Annotated in this window: 20 protein-coding genes; 9 read left to right on the plus strand and 11 right to left on the minus strand. The window is 38.7% G+C overall.

Annotated elements, in window-relative coordinates; genetic code table 11:
- Positions 1–163 precede the first annotated feature (163 nt).
- Genes HYU07_00370 through HYU07_00385 form a run of 4 tightly spaced genes read left to right on the plus strand, consistent with a single transcriptional unit; the run spans position 164 to position 12,214 of the window.
- Positions 164–448, plus strand: coding sequence for a hypothetical protein (locus HYU07_00370; GenBank protein MBI2128669.1), 285 nt, complete (start codon positions 164–166; stop codon positions 446–448).
- The gene (locus tag HYU07_00375) at positions 441–4,859 is read left to right on the plus strand and encodes a PQQ-binding-like beta-propeller repeat protein (GenBank protein MBI2128670.1); all 4,419 of its coding nucleotides are present in this window, start codon (positions 441–443) and stop codon (positions 4,857–4,859) included. The genes HYU07_00370 and HYU07_00375 overlap by 8 nt, the downstream gene beginning before the upstream one ends.
- Before the next feature lie 37 nt (positions 4,860–4,896).
- Entirely contained in the window at positions 4,897–11,991 is a 7,095-nt protein-coding gene (locus tag HYU07_00380; GenBank protein MBI2128671.1) for a PQQ-binding-like beta-propeller repeat protein, read from the plus strand.
- Positions 11,981–12,214, plus strand: coding sequence for a hypothetical protein (locus tag HYU07_00385; GenBank protein ID MBI2128672.1), 234 nt, complete (start codon positions 11,981–11,983; stop codon positions 12,212–12,214). The genes HYU07_00380 and HYU07_00385 overlap by 11 nt, the downstream gene beginning before the upstream one ends.
- Here HYU07_00385 and HYU07_00390 read toward each other — a convergent pair.
- From HYU07_00390 to HYU07_00405, 4 genes are read right to left on the minus strand one after another with little or no spacing between them, the layout of a single operon-like run.
- On the minus strand, positions 12,200–12,457 hold the full coding sequence (locus HYU07_00390) for a hypothetical protein (GenBank protein MBI2128673.1): 258 nt from the start codon (positions 12,455–12,457) through the stop codon (positions 12,200–12,202). The two genes, HYU07_00385 and HYU07_00390, sit on opposite strands and share 15 nt — an antisense overlap.
- Positions 12,454–12,759: a hypothetical protein gene (locus tag HYU07_00395; GenBank protein ID MBI2128674.1), complete on the minus strand. Its 306-nt coding sequence runs from the start codon at positions 12,757–12,759 to the stop codon at positions 12,454–12,456. The genes HYU07_00390 and HYU07_00395 overlap by 4 nt, the downstream gene beginning before the upstream one ends.
- 1 nt (position 12,760) lies before the next feature.
- Positions 12,761–13,060, minus strand: a complete 300-nt coding sequence (locus tag HYU07_00400; protein ID MBI2128675.1) for a hypothetical protein — start codon at positions 13,058–13,060, stop codon at positions 12,761–12,763.
- A gap of 48 nt (positions 13,061–13,108) precedes the next feature.
- Positions 13,109–13,936, minus strand: coding sequence for a class I SAM-dependent methyltransferase family protein (locus tag HYU07_00405; protein ID MBI2128676.1), 828 nt, complete (start codon positions 13,934–13,936; stop codon positions 13,109–13,111).
- A 75-nt stretch (positions 13,937–14,011) separates the two neighbouring features.
- On the opposite strand from HYU07_00405, the gene HYU07_00410 reads away from it, so the two are divergent.
- Entirely contained in the window at positions 14,012–14,818 is an 807-nt protein-coding gene (locus tag HYU07_00410; GenBank protein ID MBI2128677.1) for a hypothetical protein, read from the plus strand.
- Positions 14,819–14,824: 6 nt separating this feature from the next.
- On the opposite strand, the gene HYU07_00415 is transcribed toward HYU07_00410, so the two are convergent.
- From HYU07_00415 to HYU07_00430, 4 genes are all read right to left on the minus strand, one after another.
- On the minus strand, positions 14,825–15,859 hold the full coding sequence (locus tag HYU07_00415) for a flap endonuclease-1 (protein ID MBI2128678.1): 1,035 nt from the start codon (positions 15,857–15,859) through the stop codon (positions 14,825–14,827).
- 5 nt (positions 15,860–15,864) lie between these two features.
- Positions 15,865–16,824 carry a hypothetical protein gene (locus HYU07_00420; protein ID MBI2128679.1) on the minus strand — a complete coding sequence of 320 codons (960 nt, stop codon included), beginning with the start codon at positions 16,822–16,824 and terminating at the stop codon, positions 15,865–15,867.
- Positions 16,825–16,859: 35 nt separating this feature from the next.
- The gene (endA, locus tag HYU07_00425; protein ID MBI2128680.1) at positions 16,860–17,444 is read right to left on the minus strand and encodes a tRNA-intron lyase; all 585 of its coding nucleotides are present in this window, start codon (positions 17,442–17,444) and stop codon (positions 16,860–16,862) included.
- Positions 17,445–17,554: 110 nt separating this feature from the next.
- A complete protein-coding gene (locus HYU07_00430) occupies positions 17,555–18,889 on the minus strand; it encodes a hypothetical protein (GenBank protein MBI2128681.1) in 1,335 nt (444 codons plus the stop codon).
- Between the two features lie 104 nt (positions 18,890–18,993).
- Between HYU07_00430 and rnz the strand changes: the two genes are divergently transcribed.
- Positions 18,994–19,884 (plus strand): ribonuclease Z, encoded by an 891-nt coding sequence (gene rnz / locus HYU07_00435; GenBank protein MBI2128682.1) that lies wholly within the window; start codon positions 18,994–18,996, stop codon positions 19,882–19,884.
- 19 nt (positions 19,885–19,903) lie between these two features.
- Positions 19,904–20,473 carry a hypothetical protein gene (locus HYU07_00440; GenBank protein ID MBI2128683.1) on the plus strand — a complete coding sequence of 190 codons (570 nt, stop codon included), beginning with the start codon at positions 19,904–19,906 and terminating at the stop codon, positions 20,471–20,473.
- 10 nt (positions 20,474–20,483) lie between these two features.
- Here HYU07_00440 and HYU07_00445 read toward each other — a convergent pair whose 3' ends face one another.
- A complete protein-coding gene (locus HYU07_00445; GenBank protein MBI2128684.1) occupies positions 20,484–20,696 on the minus strand; it encodes an NFYB/HAP3 family transcription factor subunit in 213 nt (70 codons plus the stop codon).
- Between the two features lie 52 nt (positions 20,697–20,748).
- On the opposite strand from HYU07_00445, the gene HYU07_00450 reads away from it, so the two are divergent.
- Positions 20,749–21,141 carry a Holliday junction resolvase gene (locus HYU07_00450; protein MBI2128685.1) on the plus strand — a complete coding sequence of 131 codons (393 nt, stop codon included), beginning with the start codon at positions 20,749–20,751 and terminating at the stop codon, positions 21,139–21,141.
- Positions 21,142–21,186: 45 nt separating this feature from the next.
- On the opposite strand, the gene HYU07_00455 is transcribed toward HYU07_00450, so the two are convergent.
- A complete protein-coding gene (locus HYU07_00455) occupies positions 21,187–21,864 on the minus strand; it encodes an HAD hydrolase-like protein (protein MBI2128686.1) in 678 nt (225 codons plus the stop codon).
- 67 nt (positions 21,865–21,931) lie between these two features.
- Complete coding sequence (locus HYU07_00460; protein MBI2128687.1) at positions 21,932–22,297, minus strand: hypothetical protein; 366 nt, start codon at positions 22,295–22,297, stop codon at positions 21,932–21,934.
- Positions 22,298–22,403: 106 nt separating this feature from the next.
- Between HYU07_00460 and HYU07_00465 the strand changes: the two genes are divergently transcribed.
- A complete protein-coding gene (locus HYU07_00465) occupies positions 22,404–23,057 on the plus strand; it encodes an HAD family phosphatase (protein ID MBI2128688.1) in 654 nt (217 codons plus the stop codon).
- Position 23,058 lies beyond the last annotated feature (1 nt).

The raw sequence follows: 23,058 nt of genomic DNA on the forward strand, positions 1-23,058 counted from the left end.
AATCTTTATACTTACAATGTAAGTAAAACTTAGAAAGATTATTAAACTATACTCACAATGTAAGTAAAAAACAGCAACATTTTTAATGAAATACTTACATTGACAGTATATATAGGGAAAAATCAAGATTTTTAGTTAATAAAAGTATAGAAACTAAGGCATTATGCCTTCAAAAAAAGAGAAAGGCCTTATTGAACGAAAAAAAGTCCATTTAAAGCCTAAAGAGTTGAAAGATAGACCTATTTCTTTTAGTCCATACTCTGAATTGAAGATTCCTTCAACAATATTTCTTGACCGCGACGTAAGCATTCTTGAAGCGGTTGTTGAATATTTGAAAGATAAAGTCGGCATGACATATCACGAGATTGCAGTTCTTCTTGAGCGGGATGATCGCACAATCTGGACCTCCTATAGCCGCGTAAAGAAAAAAAGAGTGAAGAATGTTTGATCTGAAGAGAAAAAAAGAGGAGCAGAATGAGCTTGAAGATCTTGTTAGCAAGGACTATCATAGAATTGAAGAAGATAAAGTTAAAGAAAAAGCAATAAAGAAATACAAGCCTGAATTTGTGGTTGCTCTTTTATTGATTGTAGCATCAATGCTTATTTTCAGGGCCGCTTACACTGGCTTGTTTATTTATGGCGAGGCAGGTTATTCTAAAGAGCTTAATTTGACATTTAATGAAACAGCAACTTACAATCTATTTTTAAACGCAAGCCCGCTTTCTTTAAAGCTTTCTGGCTCCGTAGTCGGGAATGGTTATGCTAAGGTTTATTTGTTGGATAATGGAATCAGAAAATTGATTGTTGATAGCTCTCAATTGCAAACTTCTTATGATTTAATAACTGCTTATGCTATTGCTGAAGAATTTTTGAACGAAACAAATATTCCGGAGAATATTACAAACACAACTGAAGCAATAAACCAAACAACAAATGCGGCAGAGAACATTGCGGAAATTGCAAATCAAACAAATTTAACCGAAACAAGCCCGACTTTGCCTGAAAACATAACAGAACCCGCCAATCAAACAGAAAACATCGCAATAAATCGTGCTCCCGTATGGATTTTTGATGCCGATTCATTTATTGTGGCTGGAAATTTAACAATAAACCTTTCGCAGTATTTTATTGATCTTGACAATGATTCTATTTCTTACATTGTTTCAGAGCCTGAAAACGTGCTTATTTTAAAAGAATTTGAAATGATAACCTTGGCGCCAGATGCAAATATCGTCGGGAATAGAACAATTAAGATATTTGCTTCTGATCTAAAAAACACAACTGAAAAAGAAGTTACACTGGTTATTAACACAACAAAAGAGGCTGCTGAAACTGCTCCTGAAAACATAACAATTCCCGTAAAAGTGTTTGACAGCATTTGTGTTGATACGTGTTTCTTAACAGGCGTTGGCAGAAATATAACTTTATTGATCGAAATAGAGAATGCAACACTGAACTTAACAAAATTAGAATATGATGCAAAACCTGAAAATATAACTGCCAATAACCCGCCGCAATGCAGCCTGATCCCAAATGTCAATATTTCTAAAAATGAGCTTTCTACAATATGGCTGGATAAATACTGCTCAGATGCCAATGATGATACTTTGAGTTATGATGTTTCTCTTAGTTCAAAAGAAGTTGATACAATGATCACAAAAGATATGGTTACGTTTATTCCGAGAAAGAATTTTGTCGGAACAACATTCATGTCCTTCGTAGTGAATGATTCTAAGAACATAACTTTCACAAATATAATTGTCATTAATGTAACAGGCAACATAACTGAGAAAAAAAGAAATGCAACGATTAATCTAAAAAACAATAAAAAAGAAAAAACAGGCAGTTATAGCTTAACAAACAACAGCGACGAAACATTTGATTTGGAGCTCAGCAATCTGCCTGGCTTTGGAGTTTTAGAGAAGAAAAAGGAATCCAGAATAAATATTAAAAAAATAAAAGAACTGAAAGACGCCGATGTTTTAATTGATGCAATAGAAGACAACAGAATAGGAACAGATGTATTTGCAATAAATGAAACCCTTGATTTTGAAAGCGCAGCAATAACTTTAGCTAAGAATTCTGATGTGAATTCAGTGTTTTACTGCTCTGATTTTGATTTTGAAACCTTGTCTTGCTCAAATTGGCAGAAAACAGACATTCCATTTACAGATAATGGAAATACAATAACATTCAATGTAACTCATTTCTCGGCTTATGCTGGCGGTTTGACAATAATAAATGTATACAGCCATCCTTCTTTATATGGAAACTGGATAGTTGGCTTTAATACTACAGGAGCCGCTAATTTGACAATAACAGCTACAAGAGAGAGCAATTACACCAACATCTACACGAGATGGAGCAATGAAAGCGAAGATTCTGGATTGTACGATTTAAGATTTCTCGAAGTAAAGTGCGGCAATCAGACTATGAATTACGAATGGCAAGGAACAAACTGCTTTGAGCAGGAGTGCAGCGTATTTATTGCCAACTATTCATGTAATGAAACTGCGCAAGAGATAAGCAAAGTTTTGACGGCAAAAAGGCACGTCTTGAAGTTTGAGTTTGGCGGGCAGATTGCATATGCTTACAATGCCGTTGGAAACGAAAGCTCAGATTCAGGAACAGACGAGTGGAGGATGTTTGGCAGATACCTTAATCAGACGCGTTATACAAACTCAGCAGCTCCTACAAATCTGGCTAATGCAAAGATTATAACATTTTCAAGTACAAGTACTATTCAGTCTTCTCCTGCTGTTGCCAACGGCTATGTGTATGTTGGCAGTGATGATGCCAAGCTATACCAGCTTAATGCTTCTAATATCAGCCAGCAAGTAGCGAGTTTTTCAGCAGCCGGCGCTATTTATTCCTCGCCTGCTGTTGCTGATGGCTATGTTTATATTCTGAATTACAATACAACAATATACCAACTCAATGCCTCAAATGTCAGCCAGAAGATAGCAAGCTTTTCAACTGGCGGAGGCTTTTATAATACACAATCTTCTCCTGTTGTTTCCAATGGCTTTGTCTATGTTGGAAGCTCGCTAGGAGTGTTATATCAGCTTAATGCATCCAATGTCAGCCAAAAAATAGCAAATTTCACAGCCGGCGATGGCATGTATACTGTGCCTGCTGTTGCCAATGGCTTCGTGTATGCAGGAAGCAATGATGCTAAATTATACCAGCTTAATGCATCCAATGTCAGCCAGCAGATAGCAAATTTCTCAGCCGGAGTCTTTTATTCTTCTGCTGCAGTTGCCAATGGATTTGTATATGTGGGAAACGATGATGGTAATCTATACCAGCTTAACGCATCAAATGTCAGCCAAAAAATAGCAAATTATTCAACTGGCGGGGCCATTAGATCTTCACCTGCAGTTGCTAACGGCTATGTGTATGTTGGAAGCAACGATAACAGAACATATCAGCTTAATGCAACCAATGTTAGTTTGTTAATCGCAAGCTATACAGCAAATAATAACATCCAATCTTCTCCTGCTGTTACTGACAGTTATGTATTCATTGGCAGCTACGATGATAAGCTATACCAGCTTAATGCAACCAATATTAGCATATTGGTGTCAAGCTATACAACTAGCGGCGATGTTATCTCTTCTCCTGCAGTTGCTAATGGCTCTGTTTATGTTGGAAGTCTTGATTGGAAACTATACCAGTTTATATTGGATGTAACTTACCCATCCATCAACTTCACACAGCCGCCAACACCTCCTAATGGCACAACAACAAAAAACACCTCTGTCCAGATAAACATAAGCATTACAAATGCCTCTGATTTGGCAGAGTTCAAATGGAACTGGAACGGAACAAATTACACTTTCTACAACGCTTCTTTAGTATTGATGATGAACTTCGACAATGTTTCTTCAATTGGAGAGAGTGCGACAAATGCCGTTGATGTCAGCAAATACGGAAATAATGGGACTCTTACAAATGGAGCTGTTTGGAATTGCAGTAGCGGAAAATATGGATGTGCCTTGCAATTCGATGGTATTAATGATTTAGTCAGTATTCCTGACAGCTCTAGTTGGGACTTTGGTAATCGTGATTTCACAGTGAATCTTTGGGTGAATTTCAAAAATCTTAGTTATGCCTCATTTATTGACCAATTTTGGTCTGTAAGAGCATGGGTTATCGGATATAATGCAACTGCGTTATATTTCCGTTATAGTACAGACGGGACTACTGTTAACGGAGATCATACTGTTCCATGGTCCGCAAATAATAATACTTGGTACTACATTACTGCTCTCCGCTCTGGATCAAATATTCGGCTTTATGTTGATGGCTCGCAAATTGGTTCTGACTTTAATGCAGGAACTGATGTAATTTATAATTCAAATAAGGCGCTTTGGGTAGGTTGCGCCCATACAGGGGGCGGTGGCGATACCCCGGGTTTTTGTCTCAACGGTTCAATCGACGAAATCCGCATCTGGAACAGAAGCCTAAGTGCAGCAGAAATTAACCAATCATACATGTCAAATCTGTACAAATACGACACAGACAAATGGGCGTTCTATACAAATCAGACTAATTTGACAAATGGAAGTTACACATATTTTGGTTATGTAAAAGATATAACTGGGAATTCAAACCAGACCGAAGTCAGAACATTGACAATAGGAAACACAGCGCCTACAGCTACAAACATAATTCTAAATTCAACAGATTCGCTGAACAGGACAAATGGGACTTTACAAGGATTCTGGACTTTTTCAGATGCTGATGGCGACACGCAACAGAATAATGAAACAATGTGGTACAACAACAGCGTAGAAATCGTAAGTTTGAGAAATAACAAAGAACGAAAACTGGACTTTCTCTGTAAGGGTCTATGATGGAACAGACTGGAGCAGCTGGGTTAATTCCAGCGTTTTGGCAATTGCAAACACAATGCCTGTTGCATCAAACATTCAAACAAACAATACCTTGCCAATTACAAATGAATTTGTTGCATTTAATGCAACATGGACAGATGCCGATCTGAATGATTTAAAGGGCTATATTTTTTCATCCAACTTCAATGGAACTTGGGCGAATGAAACACCAATCTCTTTTGGCGGGACAACGAATTACAGCAATTATTCAAAGCAAGTTCCGTCAACTTATGGAGAATATCAATGGAGGATTTATGCTAATGATTCTGACGGGGCATGGAATGATACGGAGATACAATACATAACAATTATTTCAAATTCAAGCGAATGGCCAATGTTCCATCACAACATAGTGCATACAGGCCATACTTCTTCAGCAAGTCCAACAATAAACAACACAAGATGGATTTTTATAACGCAGGGTTCAGCACAATCGTCGCCAGCTATTGTAAACGGGGTTGTTTACATTGGATCTAACGACAACAGAACCTACGCATTAAATGCTTCAACAGGAGCCCATATCTGGAATTTCTCAACAAAAAATAGCGTAATATCTTCTCCTGCTGTTGCAAACAATATTGTTTATGTTGGATCGTATGATAACAACACTTATGCATTGAACGCTTCTACTGGGGCCCATATCTGGAATTTCTCAACCAATGGCAGCATAGACTCTTCTCCAGCAGTTGTTAATGCCATAATGTATGTTGGCTCAAGGGATAAAAAGATTTATGCACTGAATGCGTCTACTGGAGCACATATTTGGAACTTTACAACCGGCAATAGCATAATCTATTCTTCGCCAACAATTGCCAAAGGGATTTCATACATTGGCTCAAATGATGGCAAAACTTACGCATTAAATGCTTCAACAGGCGCTCACATCTGGAACTTTTCACCTTCCAGTACAGGCGTGGTTCCGACAACAATAGTCTTTAATGATGTTGCTTATACTGCAAGCAATAACTTATATGCATTGAACGCTTCCACTGGAGCGCATATTTGGAATTACTCGGCTGCCAGCGGATCAATTGAATCATCTCCGGCAATTGACAATGGCGTTGTGTACCTTGGCGATTTATCTAATATGCTCAACATGGTTAATGCAACCAGCGGTGCATCTATAAGAAATGTAACAGTAGCTGATATGATAGATTTTTCTTCTCCAGCAATAGCAAATAGCATCATTTATTTCGGGGATATCTCTGGCAAGTTTTACGCAATAAATGCATCCAATGGGGTTAATGTTTGGAACTACACCAGCGGCAACCAGCAAATAATATCCTCGCCCGCAATAGCAGATGGTGTTGTTTATGTTGGCGCCGATAACGGGATAATATATGCTTTCGGTTCAAACAGAGCGCCAACAGCAACGAACATAATTTTGAATTCAACAGATCCCCAGAACAGGACAAACGGCACTTTAAGCGGCTTCTGGACGTTTTCCGAACAGGATTACAACGATACGCAGCAATTAAATGAAACAACATGGTATAACAACAGCGTAGAAGTTACGCAATTTAGAAACATAACATCCATAGGCAGAAATGCAACTAAAAATCAGAACTGGACTTTTTCAGTTAGAGTCTATGACGGAGAAGACTGGAGTAATTGGAGTAACTCTTCAACTATCACAATACAAAATACTGCTCCAACACAATCCACTCCAATCATAAACTCTTCAATGGGCTTGAATAAGACAAACGAAACATTATACTGCTTCAATCAGTCAACAGCCGACATAGATGGCGATGCAATATCAAACAAGATAAGGTGGCTCAATAATTCCGCTGCAATCATCGCATTGGAAAATTTAACATCAATAAGCCATGGCAACACAACAAAGAACGAAAACTGGACTTGTGAAATAACGCCTTTTGACGGAACTGCATACGGAACGGCATTAAACTCTTCAATTTTGACAATAGCAAATTTGGCCCCAACAGCAACAAACATAATTTTGAACTCATCTATGAAGTTGAATAAGACAAATGAAACGCTTCAAGGATTCTGGACTTTTTCAGATGCTGATGGCGACACGCAACAGAATAATGAAACAATGTGGTACAACAACAGCGTAGAAATCGTAAGTTTGAGAAATGACATAGATGGCGATACGATAACAAACAGAATAAGATGGCTCAATAATTCAATCGCTGTTGCATCGCTGGAAAACCAAACTTCAATTGGTCATGGCAACACAACAAAACTGCAGAACTGGACTTGCGAAGTAACACCTTATGATGGAACTGATCATGGAACAGCATTGAATTCTTCAATATTAACAATAGCAAACTCAATTTCGGCTACAAGCAATGTTACAACCTACCCAACACTCGCTTACAAAAACAACACTTTGAACTGCTCTGCTGTTTATAATGATGCAGACAATGATATCGGAACAGTTTATTTCAGCTGGTATAAAAATAATGCAAGGCAAAATAGTTATACAACTTCGCTTGTAGCAGGCAATGGGGCTGGAGGGTATGCTGAAGGCAATGTTACTAGTGCAATGTTTAATTATCCCGGTCACCTTGCTGTTGACTCAGCAGGAAACACACTTTATCTGACAGATTACTTCAATGCCAAAGTTAGAAAAGTAAATTTAACAACAAATACAACCTCGCTTATTTCAGGCGGTTTTGTTGGTTCTTGGGGCATTGTTTTGTTCAATGATACGACACTTTATGTCAGCGACTGGGATAATTGCACAATACAAAAAATAAATTTAGCAATGAATGCGACTTCTACTGTAGCAGGAAATGGCACTTGCGGATATGCAGAAGGAACAGGAAGCAGCGCAATGTTTAACAACCCAAGTGGCCTTGCTGTAAATTCAAACGGCACTTTCTTGTATGTTGCAGATTACAGCAATAACAGAATAAGAAGAATTGATTTAACCACAAACACAACATCTCTGATCGCAGGCAATGGAACAGCAGGATACACAGAAGGTGTGGGAAATCAAACAAAGTTTAACAATCCTTACGCAGCCACAATTAGTCCGGACAATCATTACTTGTACATCTCAGACTCAGGGAGTCATAGGATCAGACGCATTGATTTAACCACAAACACAACATCTCTGATCGCAGGCAATGGAACAAGAGGATATCTGGAAGGAACAGGAATTAATGCAATGCTTAATGGCCCTGATCAAACATCGATGAATTCAGAAGGAACAATGCTTTATTTCATTGAACCATCGGGCAATAGAGTCAGGGCAATCAATTTAACCACAAACACAACCTTGCTTGTTGCAGGCAATGGAACTCCCGACTATTTGGAAGGCAGTTTTATCAATGTAATGGTTTCTGGGGAGGGTCTTGTTTCAAACCCAAGCGGAACGAAACTTTACATATCTGATAGCAATAACAACAGAATTCGCGTCATCAATCTAAATAACTCATACGACGCTACAGTTGCCAATGTTACAAGCGGAACATTAGCATGGACAAACATTTTTGTGCCCTCATCTGCATTAACCAAGAATGACAACTGGACTTGCAGCGCAATAGCATATGATGGAACCATATTTAGCAATTGGGTAAATTCCAGCAGCGTAATGATCAACAACTCAGCACCAATCCTGAACTCTTCAATCTCAGCTCAAAACTGGAGTGAAGGCGGATCAGCAACAATCAATCTTTCGCTTTATTTCACAGACATAGATAATGACAATCTGATTTATAATTCAACAATGCCGTCCGACATCACAATATCTATAAACCAGACATCAAAGATTGCAGCATTAACAGCAGTCGGCTCGTGGTATGGTGAAAATTTCATAACATTCAATGCAACAGACGGCTCTTTAAATGCAACAAGCAACAACATAACATTGACCCTCTCAAATATAATAAGATGCGGTGATGGAATAAAAGAAGGCTCTGAAGAATGCGATGACGGCAATACAGTAAGCGGCGATGGGTGTTCTGCATCATGCGCAATAGAAGGTAGCGGCGGTGGAGGGTCGGGAGGAGGCGGCGGAGGAGTAACCCCGCCAGCGCAGCCTACTCAGCCGCCGCCTGAACAGCCGCCTCAGCCAACTCCTGAAGAGCAGCCGCCAGAACTTCCTCCAGAACAGCCGCCGCAAGTGGAATTTCCGGAAACCATAACTCAGCCGCAGACAATAATAATAGCAGGAGCTACATCAACCATCAACACAGTACCGTGCTTCAACTACACAGAAAACAAAACACTTGCATTAAAGCAAAGCAATATAACTAAAGCGATGAATATCCCAAAAGGCTACTCTGTTTTAATCAATCCCTTCAGCCCGGACTGCGCAAAAGGATCTTTAACTTTAACATTCAACATTCCAAATAACTATGTTGATGTAAACGCATTAAAATGCAAAGGCGATGAATGCTCCCCGGCAATAATAGAGGAAACAACAAAGCTGAAATGCGGCGGGAAAATAGTGAAGGAATTCAGGCGAAACACATCATACCTGGAGCCAATATTAATGCCTATCAACATTACAAAAACTGACATGATTATAAAATATGAAAAAGATACTATTGAAAGCGGAAAATACAAAATAAAATTCTTGAATGAAATCAACCAGAAAGTCAGCATTTCAATGCCTTCTGAAGCAGTAAGAGAGCCAGAAAACACAAACTTGAAGATTATAGCAACTCCTTTGATTGTAACATTCGAAAACAGAACAGCAATCAATGCAGTTATCTCGTTGCCTTACATCTTGGGCAAAAACATTGAAAATGACAGCATTGCAATATACATTAAAATAAATGAAACATGGAACCATATAGGCGGCGACATAAATTATGAAGAAAACAAAATAACAGCAACAATGAATAATTTGGAAGAATTCTTGGACGAAAACAACCAGGCAACAATAGCCGTAATGGGGATTATCTGCTTATACTGCGAAAAATCTGAATTAAATAAGGTTTATGATCCTAAAACAAGCAGGGAAGCAGTAATTCTGGTTCATGGCTTTGAAAGAAGCCCGGAAAGATTCAATGACATAATAAATGACATCAAATTAACAAGGCAGCCATGGCAGACATGGACATTCGCATACCCTTCTTCAAAAACAATAGAGGAAAATGGAAAGCAATTTGCAGAGCTGCTCGAGCTTAACATCAACGAATATGATAACCTCTACTTTGTTGCGCATTCATTAGGCGGGCTAATAACGCAGCAGGCGCTTTATTACGGCTATGAGCATAATTACAGCTTTGTAAATAAGGCAAGAAAGGCAGTTTTAATAGCATCGCCGAACAAAGGATCTATCTCAGAAGGAGTTTACAGAAATTTATATAATTTCCTTATGAACAGCAAGACAGCGGAATTGTTCAACATAAAGGGGGCCGTGGTCAAAGAATTAGTCTACGGCAAAGCAATCCCAGAAGTTCCGGGTATGGAATACAAGGTAATAGCCGGAACAAAAAGCTACGGCTTTGTAAAAATAACAAAAAGCAATGATGGCTTAGTAACAGTTGAAAGCGCGCAGACAGTTGGTGGAAAGATAATAAATAACAGCTGCGAGAATTACTGGGCCATCAATGTAACGCATACAGATATTCTGGATAATATTGAATCAAAGCAGATCATAGAAAGGATAATCGCAGAGGAAGTTGCCAAAGTTGTCGGAAGCGGAAAATCCCTTTTAGGCAGCAATCAATATATAGAATTGAATATCCCGGAATGCAGTTATGAAGACACATATGTTATTGTCGGCAAAGAAATAAAGGAAGAAAAATTGCCGGACATAACAGGATGCAGCTGCGGAAATGGCTATTGCGGCCTGGATGAAACAGCAGCAAGCTGTCCGCAAGACTGCGCAAGAATAATTTCCAAGGAAAACATTGAGCTTATAGCGTTGCTGGCATTGGCTGTTGTGTTGTTGATGTCTTTAATGGCGGCATTAACAGCGCTTTACAAGAAGATAAGAAGGCACAAGATAGGAAGGCCATTGAGATACACATTACTTACTTTAATAACTGCAGGCGCAGCAATATACCTTGCAAAGAGCTATTTTGTTGACGACAAATATCAGTTTTTAGGCAATGCAGTTGCAATGATTTTGGCTTTGGCTGTTTTCTTCATTCTGTTCTTCTTCTCATCAAAGTTGCTTAACTTGATTTTAAAGCACACAAGGATAAAGCAGGCTAAAATCCCAATCAAAGCTAAACCGAAATTGCAGCATAAACTATTGCCTGATTTCAAAAATCTCATCAAAGTCCTGCACGAAAATCTGGCAATCCGGCTGCGAAACTATGAAAATAAAAGAAAATTATTGAAGTCATTAAAAGAAAAGAAGCTTCAGGAATTAAGAGCCAAAAAAGAATTAGAGAGAAAAAGAAGAGCAGCAGAGCAGGAGAAGGTAAGGCTCTTAAAAGAGCAGGAAAGAATAAGAAAACTGGAAGAGCAGGAAAGACTTAAGAAATTAGAAGAAGAAAGAAAGAAAAGAGAGCTTGAAGAAAAAGAAAGATTAAAAACATTTAAAGAAATAGAAAAACAAAGAATTCTGGAAGACATAAGAAAATTAAAAGCAATAAAAACCAAGGTTTCTGATGCGGCTATTCTGCTCAAAGAGAATGTCAATAAGGCAAAACAGCTCTATCTTGAGATTCTTGAGAATTACAAAAAGCTTGCTGCAGGCAAGAGAAAAGATGTTTACAATGAAGTAATCGGCTTGTATGATAAACTCAAAGAAGCAGCAAGGCTTGAAAAATACATTAAAAATACATTAAACGCAGTTATTGATAAGAAACTTACAATTGATCAGTTAAAATCTGCATTGAGGCAGAAAGGATGGAATAAAGACGCCATAGAAGCGGCATTGGCAGCAGCAAAGCAGGAATTCTACAGAGAGAGAATAAAAGAAGTAACAGACAAGATTGAGGCTGCAAAGAAAGAATACTGCAAGCCAATCTACAACAACATCATAGATGTATATGCATATCTTGGCCTAGATGATCTATTTGAGGCAAAGAGGCTGTATCTGAGAACTCTAGAACTCTATGCCAGATCGCCGTCTTATGTTCAAGCTGAAGTTTACAATGACTTGCAGAAGCTCTATCGCCTGCTGTTCAAGAGAGGAATGGGGAATGCCAAATAAAACAATAAAAACAGAGGAAAGAATGTCCAAAGTAGGCATACCAGTCTCCATATTAAAGGACAGAAAATTAAGCGCATTAGAAGCGATAAGCGAATATCTTAAAGAAACCCTTAATATGAACTATCATGAAATTGCTGTTTTGATGAACAGAGATGATAGAACCATCTGGACTGTTTATAGCAGGGCAAAGAAAAAAAGAAATACAGCATTAGCCAATAATTGATTTCTCGCGCGAGATATAATCTGATCTTGATATCTTGTTGTTGATGTATTGTATCTGTAGGTCTTTTAAGGAATCTCCTGTAGCAGCAGTTTTGCAGATTTCAGCAGCTTGCGTTGGCTGCAGATCTGTTGATATACTTTGTATATAATTCTTGCCAAGGCTCATAACTATTGCTCCAAGCGCTATTGCAAAAGCTATCAGTAAAACAGTTGCTATCAACGGTGATAATGCCCTCTTGTTCATTTTTTAAGACCTTTTACGTATTCTTTCTGCAAAAGAACCATATAAATAAAAAGAGCGATCATCACCATCTCAAAAATCGGAAAGATAAAAGATGGAAAAGAAAACACACCCAAAGATCTTAAAACAGTCATGATCTCTTCCACAACAAATATGAGCACAACTATGAACAGCAATTGCCAGGGCTTTTGAAAAATAAGCTTATTTGGTATTCTGAATAAATTATAAAACAAGACAAGCAATATCGTGACAAATGCCAGATTATAAAGCGGCGCCACCAATGCAATCGATTCATATATTCCCATTTTAGACCTTTGTTGTGTATTTGCTTACAATTATCTGCTGCGTTAAAGCATAAATCAAAAACCCGAGCATTAGTGACGGAACAACATGAGTTAAGTGCGGAGTTGAGTAAATGCCGAAAGATCTTAATGCCCCTAAAATCTCTTCAACTGCGAACAAGATCAAAACCATTATCAAAGGACGCCATGCCCTTAAATGTTTCTTGGCCCCGGATATCTTAAAAAGAGTGCTTGCTGCAATGCCAGCAACAATTATCAAAAAGACATTTGCGATCTGCAGTACGCCTTCAGCATATCCTATCATCTATTCACCTCTTTTTAATATTGCCTCACCATATATATTTAAATATTGCTATTTTGCCTCGAAATCTATGCAAACCCTGAATTCCCTCGGCTTGTACTGCCCGCATTTGACGATGTTCATTATTTCATAAGGCCTTTTTAGTTTTTTACAAACCTTATCGATCTTTCCAATGCCTTTCTCAAATTCGCCTTCTTTCAAAAAATCATAGAAATGGATTATTGCCCTTTTTTTTGCTGCGGATAATGCAAGATCCAGAAAATTCTCAGCCCCCTTCGGCAATGGCATTAAAATTCTGTCAAATTTTTTATTTAGTTCTGGAACAACCTTTTTAGCATCGCCTTTAAAAAGCCTTATGTTTTTTGTCTTGTTCAATAAAATATTTTCCTGCTGGTATTCGCAGGCAATCGGGTTTATTTCTATCGAGTAAATCTCTTTTGGCTTTGAGTTTTTGGATATAACAACCGGATATGGCCCAACACCCGAGAACATTGCCAGAATCGTCTCGTTTTCCCTGACTTGCTTGGATATTCTCAGCCTTTCATTGCTTAATCTTGGCGAGAAATAGCATTTTTCAGCATCAAGCCTTAACATGCAGCTGCTTTCCATATGTTCTGTTGTTTTTCTTTTTTCTCCTGCCATGATCTTTAAAGTTGGCGTCCTGTATATTCCGGAGTATTTCTTTGTTTTCTTGCATATGACTTTTATGTTTTTAAACAAATTCAATAAAGTTTCCCCTATTAGCCTTTCTTTTTTATTCAATTCAATAGGAAAGTCAGCAAATATCAAGATGTCGCCGACTATGTCGAATGAGGACGGCAACAAGCCTAGTTGTTTTTTAGTCAGCTTGTTTTTTAACGAGTCTTTCAAGATAGGCATTTCTGTATAGAAAAAACAAAGATTTATATATATTATGTATCTCGGAATAAAAATAAGATAAACTGAGGTGAAATAATGAAAAAAAGTCTTGTTTTTGGAATTTTAGCTTTATTGGTCATGATGGTTGTTTTTGCGGGATGTTCAAAAAAAACAGGAGGAGCATATACATTCGCCAATGGGTATTTAAGAGTCGATAGCACCGCTCCAGTTGCAGGCGATTTTGTAACGAGCAGCGGAAAAAACATCATAATAGGTGATTACGGAACCGGAGCAGGAATTAATTTTAACAACATAGCACCTGGGCAACAATTTGTATTTGCAACAGCAGGTGTCCCTAGACTAAACGTAGATAGTAATGGCAATGTTGGAATTGGGACTGCGCCGACAGGAGGAAGACTCGAGATAACCAGCGGCGGCAACCCCTCTCCTAACATCCAGATTAACAGCGCTGAGGGCAGAGGCATAAAAATAGACAAGACAGGCGGAGGGGAGACACTTCTTTATCTTACACAGAATGATGTTTATAACAATCAGTTTCTTGAAGCATATGGTGGCGGAGAAACTCCATTATTAGCAAGAATTGATGGTAAAGGAGGGGCTTATTTTGCAGGCAATGTCGGCATCGGTACAACAGCACCTAATTCTAAGTTAGAAGTTAAAGGTGATAGTAGTGGCAACCATATTTTTAGTGCCGTAACTAATAGCGGGTCTAGTGGGCTTACAGTCTACTCAAATGGCAACCTATACACAGGTGCAAAGGAGATGCAGTTTGGTGCATATGGGGCTAGATTAAGAATGTATAGCAGCAATAAGACAGAGTGGTGCTGTGGACCAAGTAATACTGGAGCATGGACTTGCAGCAAGAGTGAAGGGGAATGTTAAATCTTTTTAGAGAAACTCACCCAACCCCTTTTGCTTTTTTTCTTCTTTCTTCTTGATCAAGCTTTTCAAAGAGCTTTCAACCCTCTCTTTAGAGAAATTGTGCTTTTCAGCCAAAATCTCTTTTATCTTTTCTTCATCAACAGCATTCCATTTCAGCTTATAGTCATCTGTTACAGGCATGTTTTTGAACAAATCGAATATGACTCTCCATTCAACATTGAAGAAATCAGCCCATTTTGAATCTTTGAACATCTTGTCAAAATCCTTGCCATATTCTTTTACAAGCTTTAATGCGTTTTTCGGCCCGATTCCCTTGATTCCGCCATTGTTGTAATCAGTTCCGATAAGCATAGCTAAAGCAATTAACTGCTCCCTATCAATGCCCAATTCATTCAATGTTTCAGCAAGCGTTATCAGCTCAGGCTGTATCGTCACATAACCGAGCTTGTTCGTTTTCTTCCTTTTCCCGGCAACGCTTAAGCTCCTCACGAGCCTTGTTGCTCCGAACAATAAGCTGTCTGCATCCTGCGATGCCGAGCAGTAAGCATTCCCTTTTGCAGCAATGTGCGCTGCCTGGGCTTCTCCTTCTGAAGGCGCATCAACAACAGGCAATCCAAGCGCAGTGATCAGCTCTTTCGCTTCACTGATCATCTCGCCTGTCAATCTTGATGTTCTGGAAGCATATTTCTTCATCTCTTCAATATCTTCCTTTTCAACTGCAATATTGTATTTTTTTTCAGCCTCAATTTTTGCCTGCTTTCTTTTTTCTCTTTCTTCTTCTTTCAGTGCAGGAGCTTTCCCGTCAAAAACATAAACAAGCTTTAGCCCCTCATCCATTAGGTTAGCTGTTCTTGAGAATAACCCGACAAGATGCGAGGTTATATTGCCGGAAGAATCCATTAAAGGCGTTCCATCTCTTTGCCTTATTGTTGTCAAAAACTGGTAAAGCCAGTTAGGCGCATCAACTGCAATAATTCTGTTTTTCAGATCTCCTATTTTTATCTCTTTTTTAACCAACAGCTCAGTTATTGCAACGCCCATTTTAATTATAGCTTCTTGACATTCATTCCTTTAAACTCATTCTGCAGCATTAAAGATGCCTTTTTATTCAGGTCGCCGGTTGCCAATATCAAAACAGGCAGTTTTTTTACTTGGCCCTGAATAAATGCTGTGCTTAAATCAGCCTCGCTAATATTCTTCTTATCTCTTGCCTTGCAGTAGTATTCTAAAGTTCCAACAGCAGATGGAACTCTTATAACAAGATCCAGCTCTAATTTTTTCTTTATGATTTTGTATTCAAGAATTTCAATCTTCTTTTCAGCGCAGTATTTTTTGATTTTTTCAAAAAATTCGTCCTTTGTTTCTTTTTCAGGCTCTTTCAGCTTCTCAGCTTCCAATTTTCTCTGGATCACATCCTTCCTTTTCATCTCCTCTAATTTTTTCATCTCAAGATCAATCTTCCTCGCTTTTTCTTCTACAGCTCCTCTTTTTTGCTCAAGATCATGTTCTTCAGCAGATTTTTCTTCTTTGACAATTTTTATTTCTGGCTTTTCTCTGGCAGGATTTAGAATATTTTTTATTAATTCATCAGCCTCATTCTGCGGGGTTAAATACCATTTCCAGAACACTTTTTGCGCTTCTCCTTCATTGACAGCCACGGGAACAGCAAAATCCTTCATCAGCTTTAATGACACCCTTATAACGGGCTCTAAGATTGCTTCATCAAGCACTTTTTTATCCTTGAGCATGTCATAGGCAATTTTTTCCTTATCATTAAGCTGGTTATAGTAATTCTGCAATTTGTATTCCTGCCCCGGAGCATAATAAAGCGGCGAGCCTCCGACTTTAATGCTAGAGATCTTGATGAGCTTTCTTCCAGCCAAGTCAGACAGTATTGCGGCAGCAAACAGCGTGTTAGAATTGATCTCCTTGGAAATAACAATCGGCAGCAAAGGGCCTCTCATTCTTACGATCTGCAGCACTTTATCCGGAGTATCTGATGGCATGAATATAGAAAGTTGTTACGAGTTTATATACTTTTTTATGGCCTTACCCATCTAATCTCCCAATAGCTCACATCTGCCTCGTCATCCACAACTCCGATAAGAAGCCTTTTCTTTGTGGAATGCGCAACCCTGTTCTTGGCGGCAAACTCATACCATGTCAGGCTTTCGCCTTCATGCACGGGATAAACAATCCATTTTGCATGATCCTCTCCTGGCTTTACACCGCGGTCATAAATGCGGAAATCTGCGCCGAACTTTAATGCTGTCTTTATTATGTAGCCTCTGTCCCTTATATCCTTGAAAACGCAGTATCTTATCCAGAAATTAGGCTCTACTTTTTTTGCTTTTTTAAGAAAGTTATCGAAACTAACTTCTTTGTTCCGGTCATCAGTAACCTTCAACCTTCCTTTCTCCATTAAATAAAGCCCTTCAAGAAGGGAGAGCTGAACTTTATTGTTTGCGAGAACAACGCCATATCTGCTCTGGTTGTAAAGTTCGCGGCTAGCATCGCTGTCTTCTGTGATGATCCTCTCTCTTGAAAAAATAGCTGTGACTGCTTCTCTTGGCTTTTTCTCAATTTGCCGTTCCTTGTTCTGATCTTCTTTGCTTTCCTCAGCCATATGTTTGTTTATTGTCAGTTCCTTTAAAAAGATTTCTTTTTTTGTTCAACATTTCCAATAACACACTTTCAGAAAACATAGTTGCCTAATAGAAACGATTTGAAAAAGAGTTATCGCTTCACAAGGAAACTGCCTTTATGATTTACAGGCAGCGCTATTGGCCCTTCTCCCTCTTCATAGACATAGTCTGAGGCTCCCACAATTGCCACTGGCCTGATTGCATTGCCGTTCTTATCGAACTCGTAGGCGATTTTAGAATCTTGCAGAAAAAGGCTCCCGGTTGTTTCATCTCCGTACGCGTTAATATACACTGAAAAAGTATCGGTGCAGTCGAATGAGCAAGTGAACTGATTAATGCCGACTCCGAGTTCCTGGAGTTTCTTGCCGCCGATAGACGCGTCGACTGTTGTCACAGGAATATTGCCACAGGCTGAAGAGGGCTGCCCGAGCTTGAAAGACACAGTACCGCTGCGGCCATCCTTCAGATCAAAGAATCCTTTCCATTCGCTATTCCAGTAAGCGCTGCAGGGAAGCGGATTCAGGGGTTGTTTTGGCTGCTTGTCATCTTCCTCGCAGAAAACAACTAAATCGTAGCCTCCTTCTTCAAATTCAGGGTGCTTAATGCTGATGTTAATTGGGGCATAATACCCGCCAAGCCGTTCCAGCCACTCTGTGTCGCCAGGAAACGAAAGGCCGGAAAGCCAGGCTTCTGGACGGGCAAGATCGCTGCTGCTGTAGTAATAAGTGAAAACAACTTTTGTCTTGAAAGGCTGGCCTTCTTCGCGATAGCAGGAAGACAATCTGTAAGTGAGATCTGTCTTGGACCAAGAGTCGCATGCAAGGCTGCTTTGGAGGAGATCACCGGCTGAGACAGATGTTGATATCATTTCCAAATATGTGCCCACAGGCCCCCACGCCTCGCCAGTTACTGTAACTTCATACTGCCAATTCGTCCAGTCATCCCCGCCTATTTTCTTGCAAGCTTTAGTTTCTTTGTCCACTTTGATGTCGAGCTCCTCATTTTCACCGCCACCTTCACCAGCTTCAACGCTCTTGCCAAACAGCTGCCCGCATATGCTAGCATGACTTTCAACATTTTTAAGGGAATCTTCAGCTTGCATAAGGCGTTTTTTATCATCTTCTATATCAATGCCCGCCTGCATCAGCATGGCTTGTTTATTCTCAATGTAATTCTTTAACTTCAGGATTTCTTCCTTGAGCTTGTCGCTTAGCAGCTGCCTGTCTTCGCATTCCTTGCGCAGCACAGCCATCTCACTAGAGTCGATGTTATTGTCTTTGATGGCTTCAAGATAGTCATTGCTGAGCTTGATGGCAGTTTCGTTGGCATTGTCGCTGGCAGTTGCGACAGCATTGATAGTCTCACCATGTTCCTTCAGAAGCTTTTCACCTTGCGCTTTCTGATCTGAGCATCCTGCTATAAGCAAAGCTAAGAATAAACAGAAGATTATTATTTTTGCGTTTGCTTTTGGTATTATGTGCTTGATTACGATTTTAATACTTATGATTTAAGTCTTTAAAAAGATTTCTTATGGAAATCGTATTTTTAGGGACATCCTGCATGGTGCCGACCAAGGAAAGGAATCACAGCGCGCTTCTGCTTACTTACAAGAACGAAGGCATTTTAGTTGACTGCGGAGAGGGAACGCAAAGGCAGCTGAGAATAGCAGACATCAGGCCCACAAGAATTACGAAGATACTGATAAGCCACTGGCACGGAGATCATGTTCTTGGTCTTCCGGGCTTACTGCAGACATTGAGCGCAAGCGGGTATCCTGGAACACTGGAGATTTACGGGCCAGCAGGAACAAAAAAACGATTTAAGGCAATGTTTCAGGCTTTTGTCTTTGACTGCAACATAGACTTAAAAATAAGCGAGATAAAGAAAAGAAAATTCTTTGAAAATGAGGACTTTTATCTGGAAGCCCTGGAGTTAGAGCACAAAATCAAATCATTCGGCTTTAATTTCATTGAAAAAGACAGGAGAAAAGTTGACATTGCCGCAGTAAAGAAGCTTGGCATTCCGCAGGGCCCATTAGTTGGAAAGCTGCAGCAGGGAGAGAATATAATCTTCAAAAACAAAAAAATAACTCCAAAAGAAGCAACATTCATTGAAAAGGGAAAGAAGATAACAATAATAAATGACACTGTTCTGTGCAAATCCTGCTATGATCTGGCAAAAGACGCTGATTTGCTGATCTGCGAAGCTGCTTACACTTCAAAACTTGAAGAAAAAGCTCAGGAATACAAGCACCTTACAGCAAAGCAGGCAGCATTATTGGCGGGCAAGTCAAACGTCAAAAAACTGATAATAACGCATTTCAGCCAGAGATACAAAACAACAGAAGAGCTGTTTGAAGATGCGAAAGAAGCTTTTGACAATGTTTTGTGCGCGTATGATTTTATGAAAGTAGAGATTTAATATAAGGCGAAAAAATAATATGGGTATTACAAAAGAACAAACTGGACAAATAGCGCAATTCTGTTTGGATTTGTATAAGAAACTAGACTTTGCCCACAATATCGAACATATGGATAGAACTGTTAAAATCGCAGAATTTATTGCCAAAACAGAAAAAGCAGATCTAGAAATAGTCAGACTAGGGTCGATGGTGCACCAATTTCATGACAATATAGATGAATTAAAAATTTTTTTAAATAAAATAAATCTAAAGCCGGACATGATAAAAAAATTAGTTGAATGTGCTGAATTTAGGCCATTTAAAGACACATCAAAGAAACAAGCTTCAATAGAAGCCAAAATCGTATTTGACGCTGACGCACTTCAAGCATTAGGCCCCGAAGGAATCATCAGGGAAATAACTTGCAATATCAAAACAAAAAACAAACCGCTAAATAAAAGCATCCAAGATGCCAGATACATTGAAAATTTGTTCTATAATGCCTTGCAAACAAAAACAGCAAAGAAAATGATTAAAGAACCTCATGAATTGATGAAAAAATTCTGGTCGGTTTATGATACCTGGGAAGAAATGTTTGCTCAAAACTAAGTTCCCTCAACTAAGATTTTGCAGCCAGCTTTATATCGTCTGCCTTTACTGTCCTTCTTCCTGCATGCATTGAAAACTTGATCGCCTGCTGCGCAATGTCATCAGCGATCTCTTCCAGAACAGCCTTCATTGCAGCCTTCGCCTTGTCAGAAACTCTTTCTGCGCCTGCATTTTTCAGGATCTTCTCCATTGCAGCCAAAGGAATAATTCTTTTTTCAGGCATAATGGCCTTAAAATACTAAATATATTTAAATCTTTCTTAATTATATGGGCTTATGAGCAGGAAAAGCAAGGGGATAAATGCCGAAAGGGAGCTGATCCACAAGTTCTGGGCTGTAAATGGATGGGCTGCTGTCCGCGTTGCTGGATCTGGCTCTATGAAATACCCGAGCGCAGACATTTTGGCAGGCAACAGCATAAGAAAGCTAGCAATTGAAAGCAAAGTGATAAACGATACAAAAAAATATTTCACAGAAGAAGAGATCAAAGACCTCAAAGACTTTTCAACCCTGTTCGGCGCAGAGCCATGGCTGGCTATAAAATTCAAGAAAGAGCAGTGGTTCTTTATACCGGCAGATGATGTTGAAAAAACAGAAACAAACTTAGTTGTCAGCCTGGAAATGACCAAGAGAAAGGGATTGCTGTTTGAAGAGCTGTTAAGGTATTGAGCATAATATATGCTCGCTGTTGCGAGAGTTTGACGGAGGCGCCATTTATAATATTATTTCTAAAATTTTGTCTATATCTTTCAAATTTTCTAAAATAAAATCAGCACCAGCGGCTTCTAATTGTTCTTTTGAATAACTCCCTGTTGTAACGCCAATTGTTTTTATATTTGCTTCTTTTCCAGCTTTCACGTCTCGCGGAGTATCTCCGAAAATAAAAACGTTATCATTAAACTTAAAACCAAAATCTTCTCCAGCTCTTTTTATTGCCAGTTTGACAAGATTTGTTCTATTCATATCGTCGCTGCCAAAACCACCAACTTTAAAGTAATGATTTAAACTAACCTTTTTTAATTTTCCTCTTGCAATCGGTTCTAAATTACCAGTTACAAGCCCCATCAGAACATTATTTTTATTCAACCCTTTTAATAATTCATAGACGCCATCTAATACAACGATTTTTTCATTGCCAATGCTTTTATTAAAAGAGTCAATCATTACTTTCACGCATTCTTTCAATCCTGATTTTATTGTTGATTTGTCTAATCCATTCTTCTTAAGAACTTCAAGTATTATTTGCTGGTCAGTCATTCCAGGATGACGGATTATATTGATACTTGTTTCTATGCCATACACTTTCTTAAAAGCTTCGGAAAATGCAGAAATATGCCCTCTCGAAATATCGAGCAATGTTTCGTCAATATCAAATAAAACTAATCTATTCATCATGATATTCGGTACTTATAGATCTTATTTAAATCTATTGGTGCAGTAGCCGAATGCCATACAACAATTATTCTACAAACAGCCACAATACATTTGCAGCAATGAAGAATATGCCTATTCCTAATCTTATGTTTGGATCCTGAAATATTGCAGAAAAAGGCACATCAAGGCCAAAGGCAACAGACAGCAACGCAATTGAAAGGATTATGTCGATAATGCCGTGCAGTGAAGCTAAAAACCCTTTTTTATCTTTGTGCATGTCCTTGAAATTAAAGGCAAGATTCAAAATTGCAGATATTATGAACAAAATCAGCGATATCGGCAGGAACGAAGCAGCATTCGGTATGTTGAGAAAGATCCCGGTTGTTGCGATCAGCAAAGCTCCGCTTATTATGCCGAATGTTATGTCCCCCCATTCAAAAAGCGGCTTCATAGCGATATTTTGAAAGATGTTTTATTTAAAGCTTTCGTAAAACTCTAGTTGCAAATTTTCTGCTAACGTTACATTTTTATACTTCATCAAAAACTGATTAGACAATATGAAGTGCGCGGTAATATTTGATATGGATGGAGTTCTAGTAGACTCTACTAAATATATTTGGGATTCTTTTAACGAGTTATTGAAAAGCTACGATGTCCATTTTAAAGAAAAAGAAATTAAAGCGCAGTTAGGACTTTCCCTTAGAGACCAACTTAAAATCTGGAAAGAAAAGTACGGGATTGGCTTAGAGTTAAAAAAATTTTCAAAAAAAGCCGGAAATTTAGAACTTAAGTTAATTGGAGAAAATATGAAAGTCAACCCTGGGCTGTTAGAACTTTTAAATGAGCTCAAGAAAAACAATGTTCCTATGGGCGTCGCCACATCTTCATTGAAGTGGCGCGCTAAAAAAATCCTTAAACTATTAAAGCTTGATAATTATTTTTCAGAAGTCATTGCTGCAGATGATGTAGCAAAACACAAGCCAAATCCGCATTTGTTTTTGATGGCAGCTAAAAGGCTGAATGTGCCGCCAAAATACTGCGTTGTAATCGAAGATGCTGCTAGCGGCATTGAAGCAGCAAAGCGAGGGCGCATGAAATCCATAGGCTATCTTACTCAATATCACACAAAAGCCGAATTATGCAAGGCAGATTTGATAATAAAAAATTTCTCTGAACTTTCTTATCATAGAATCAAAAAGCTTTTTGCATAGA

The sequence above is a fragment of the Candidatus Woesearchaeota archaeon genome (assembly GCA_016180285.1).
Taxonomy (GTDB): domain Archaea; phylum Nanobdellota; class Nanobdellia; order Woesearchaeales; family JACPBO01; genus JACPBO01.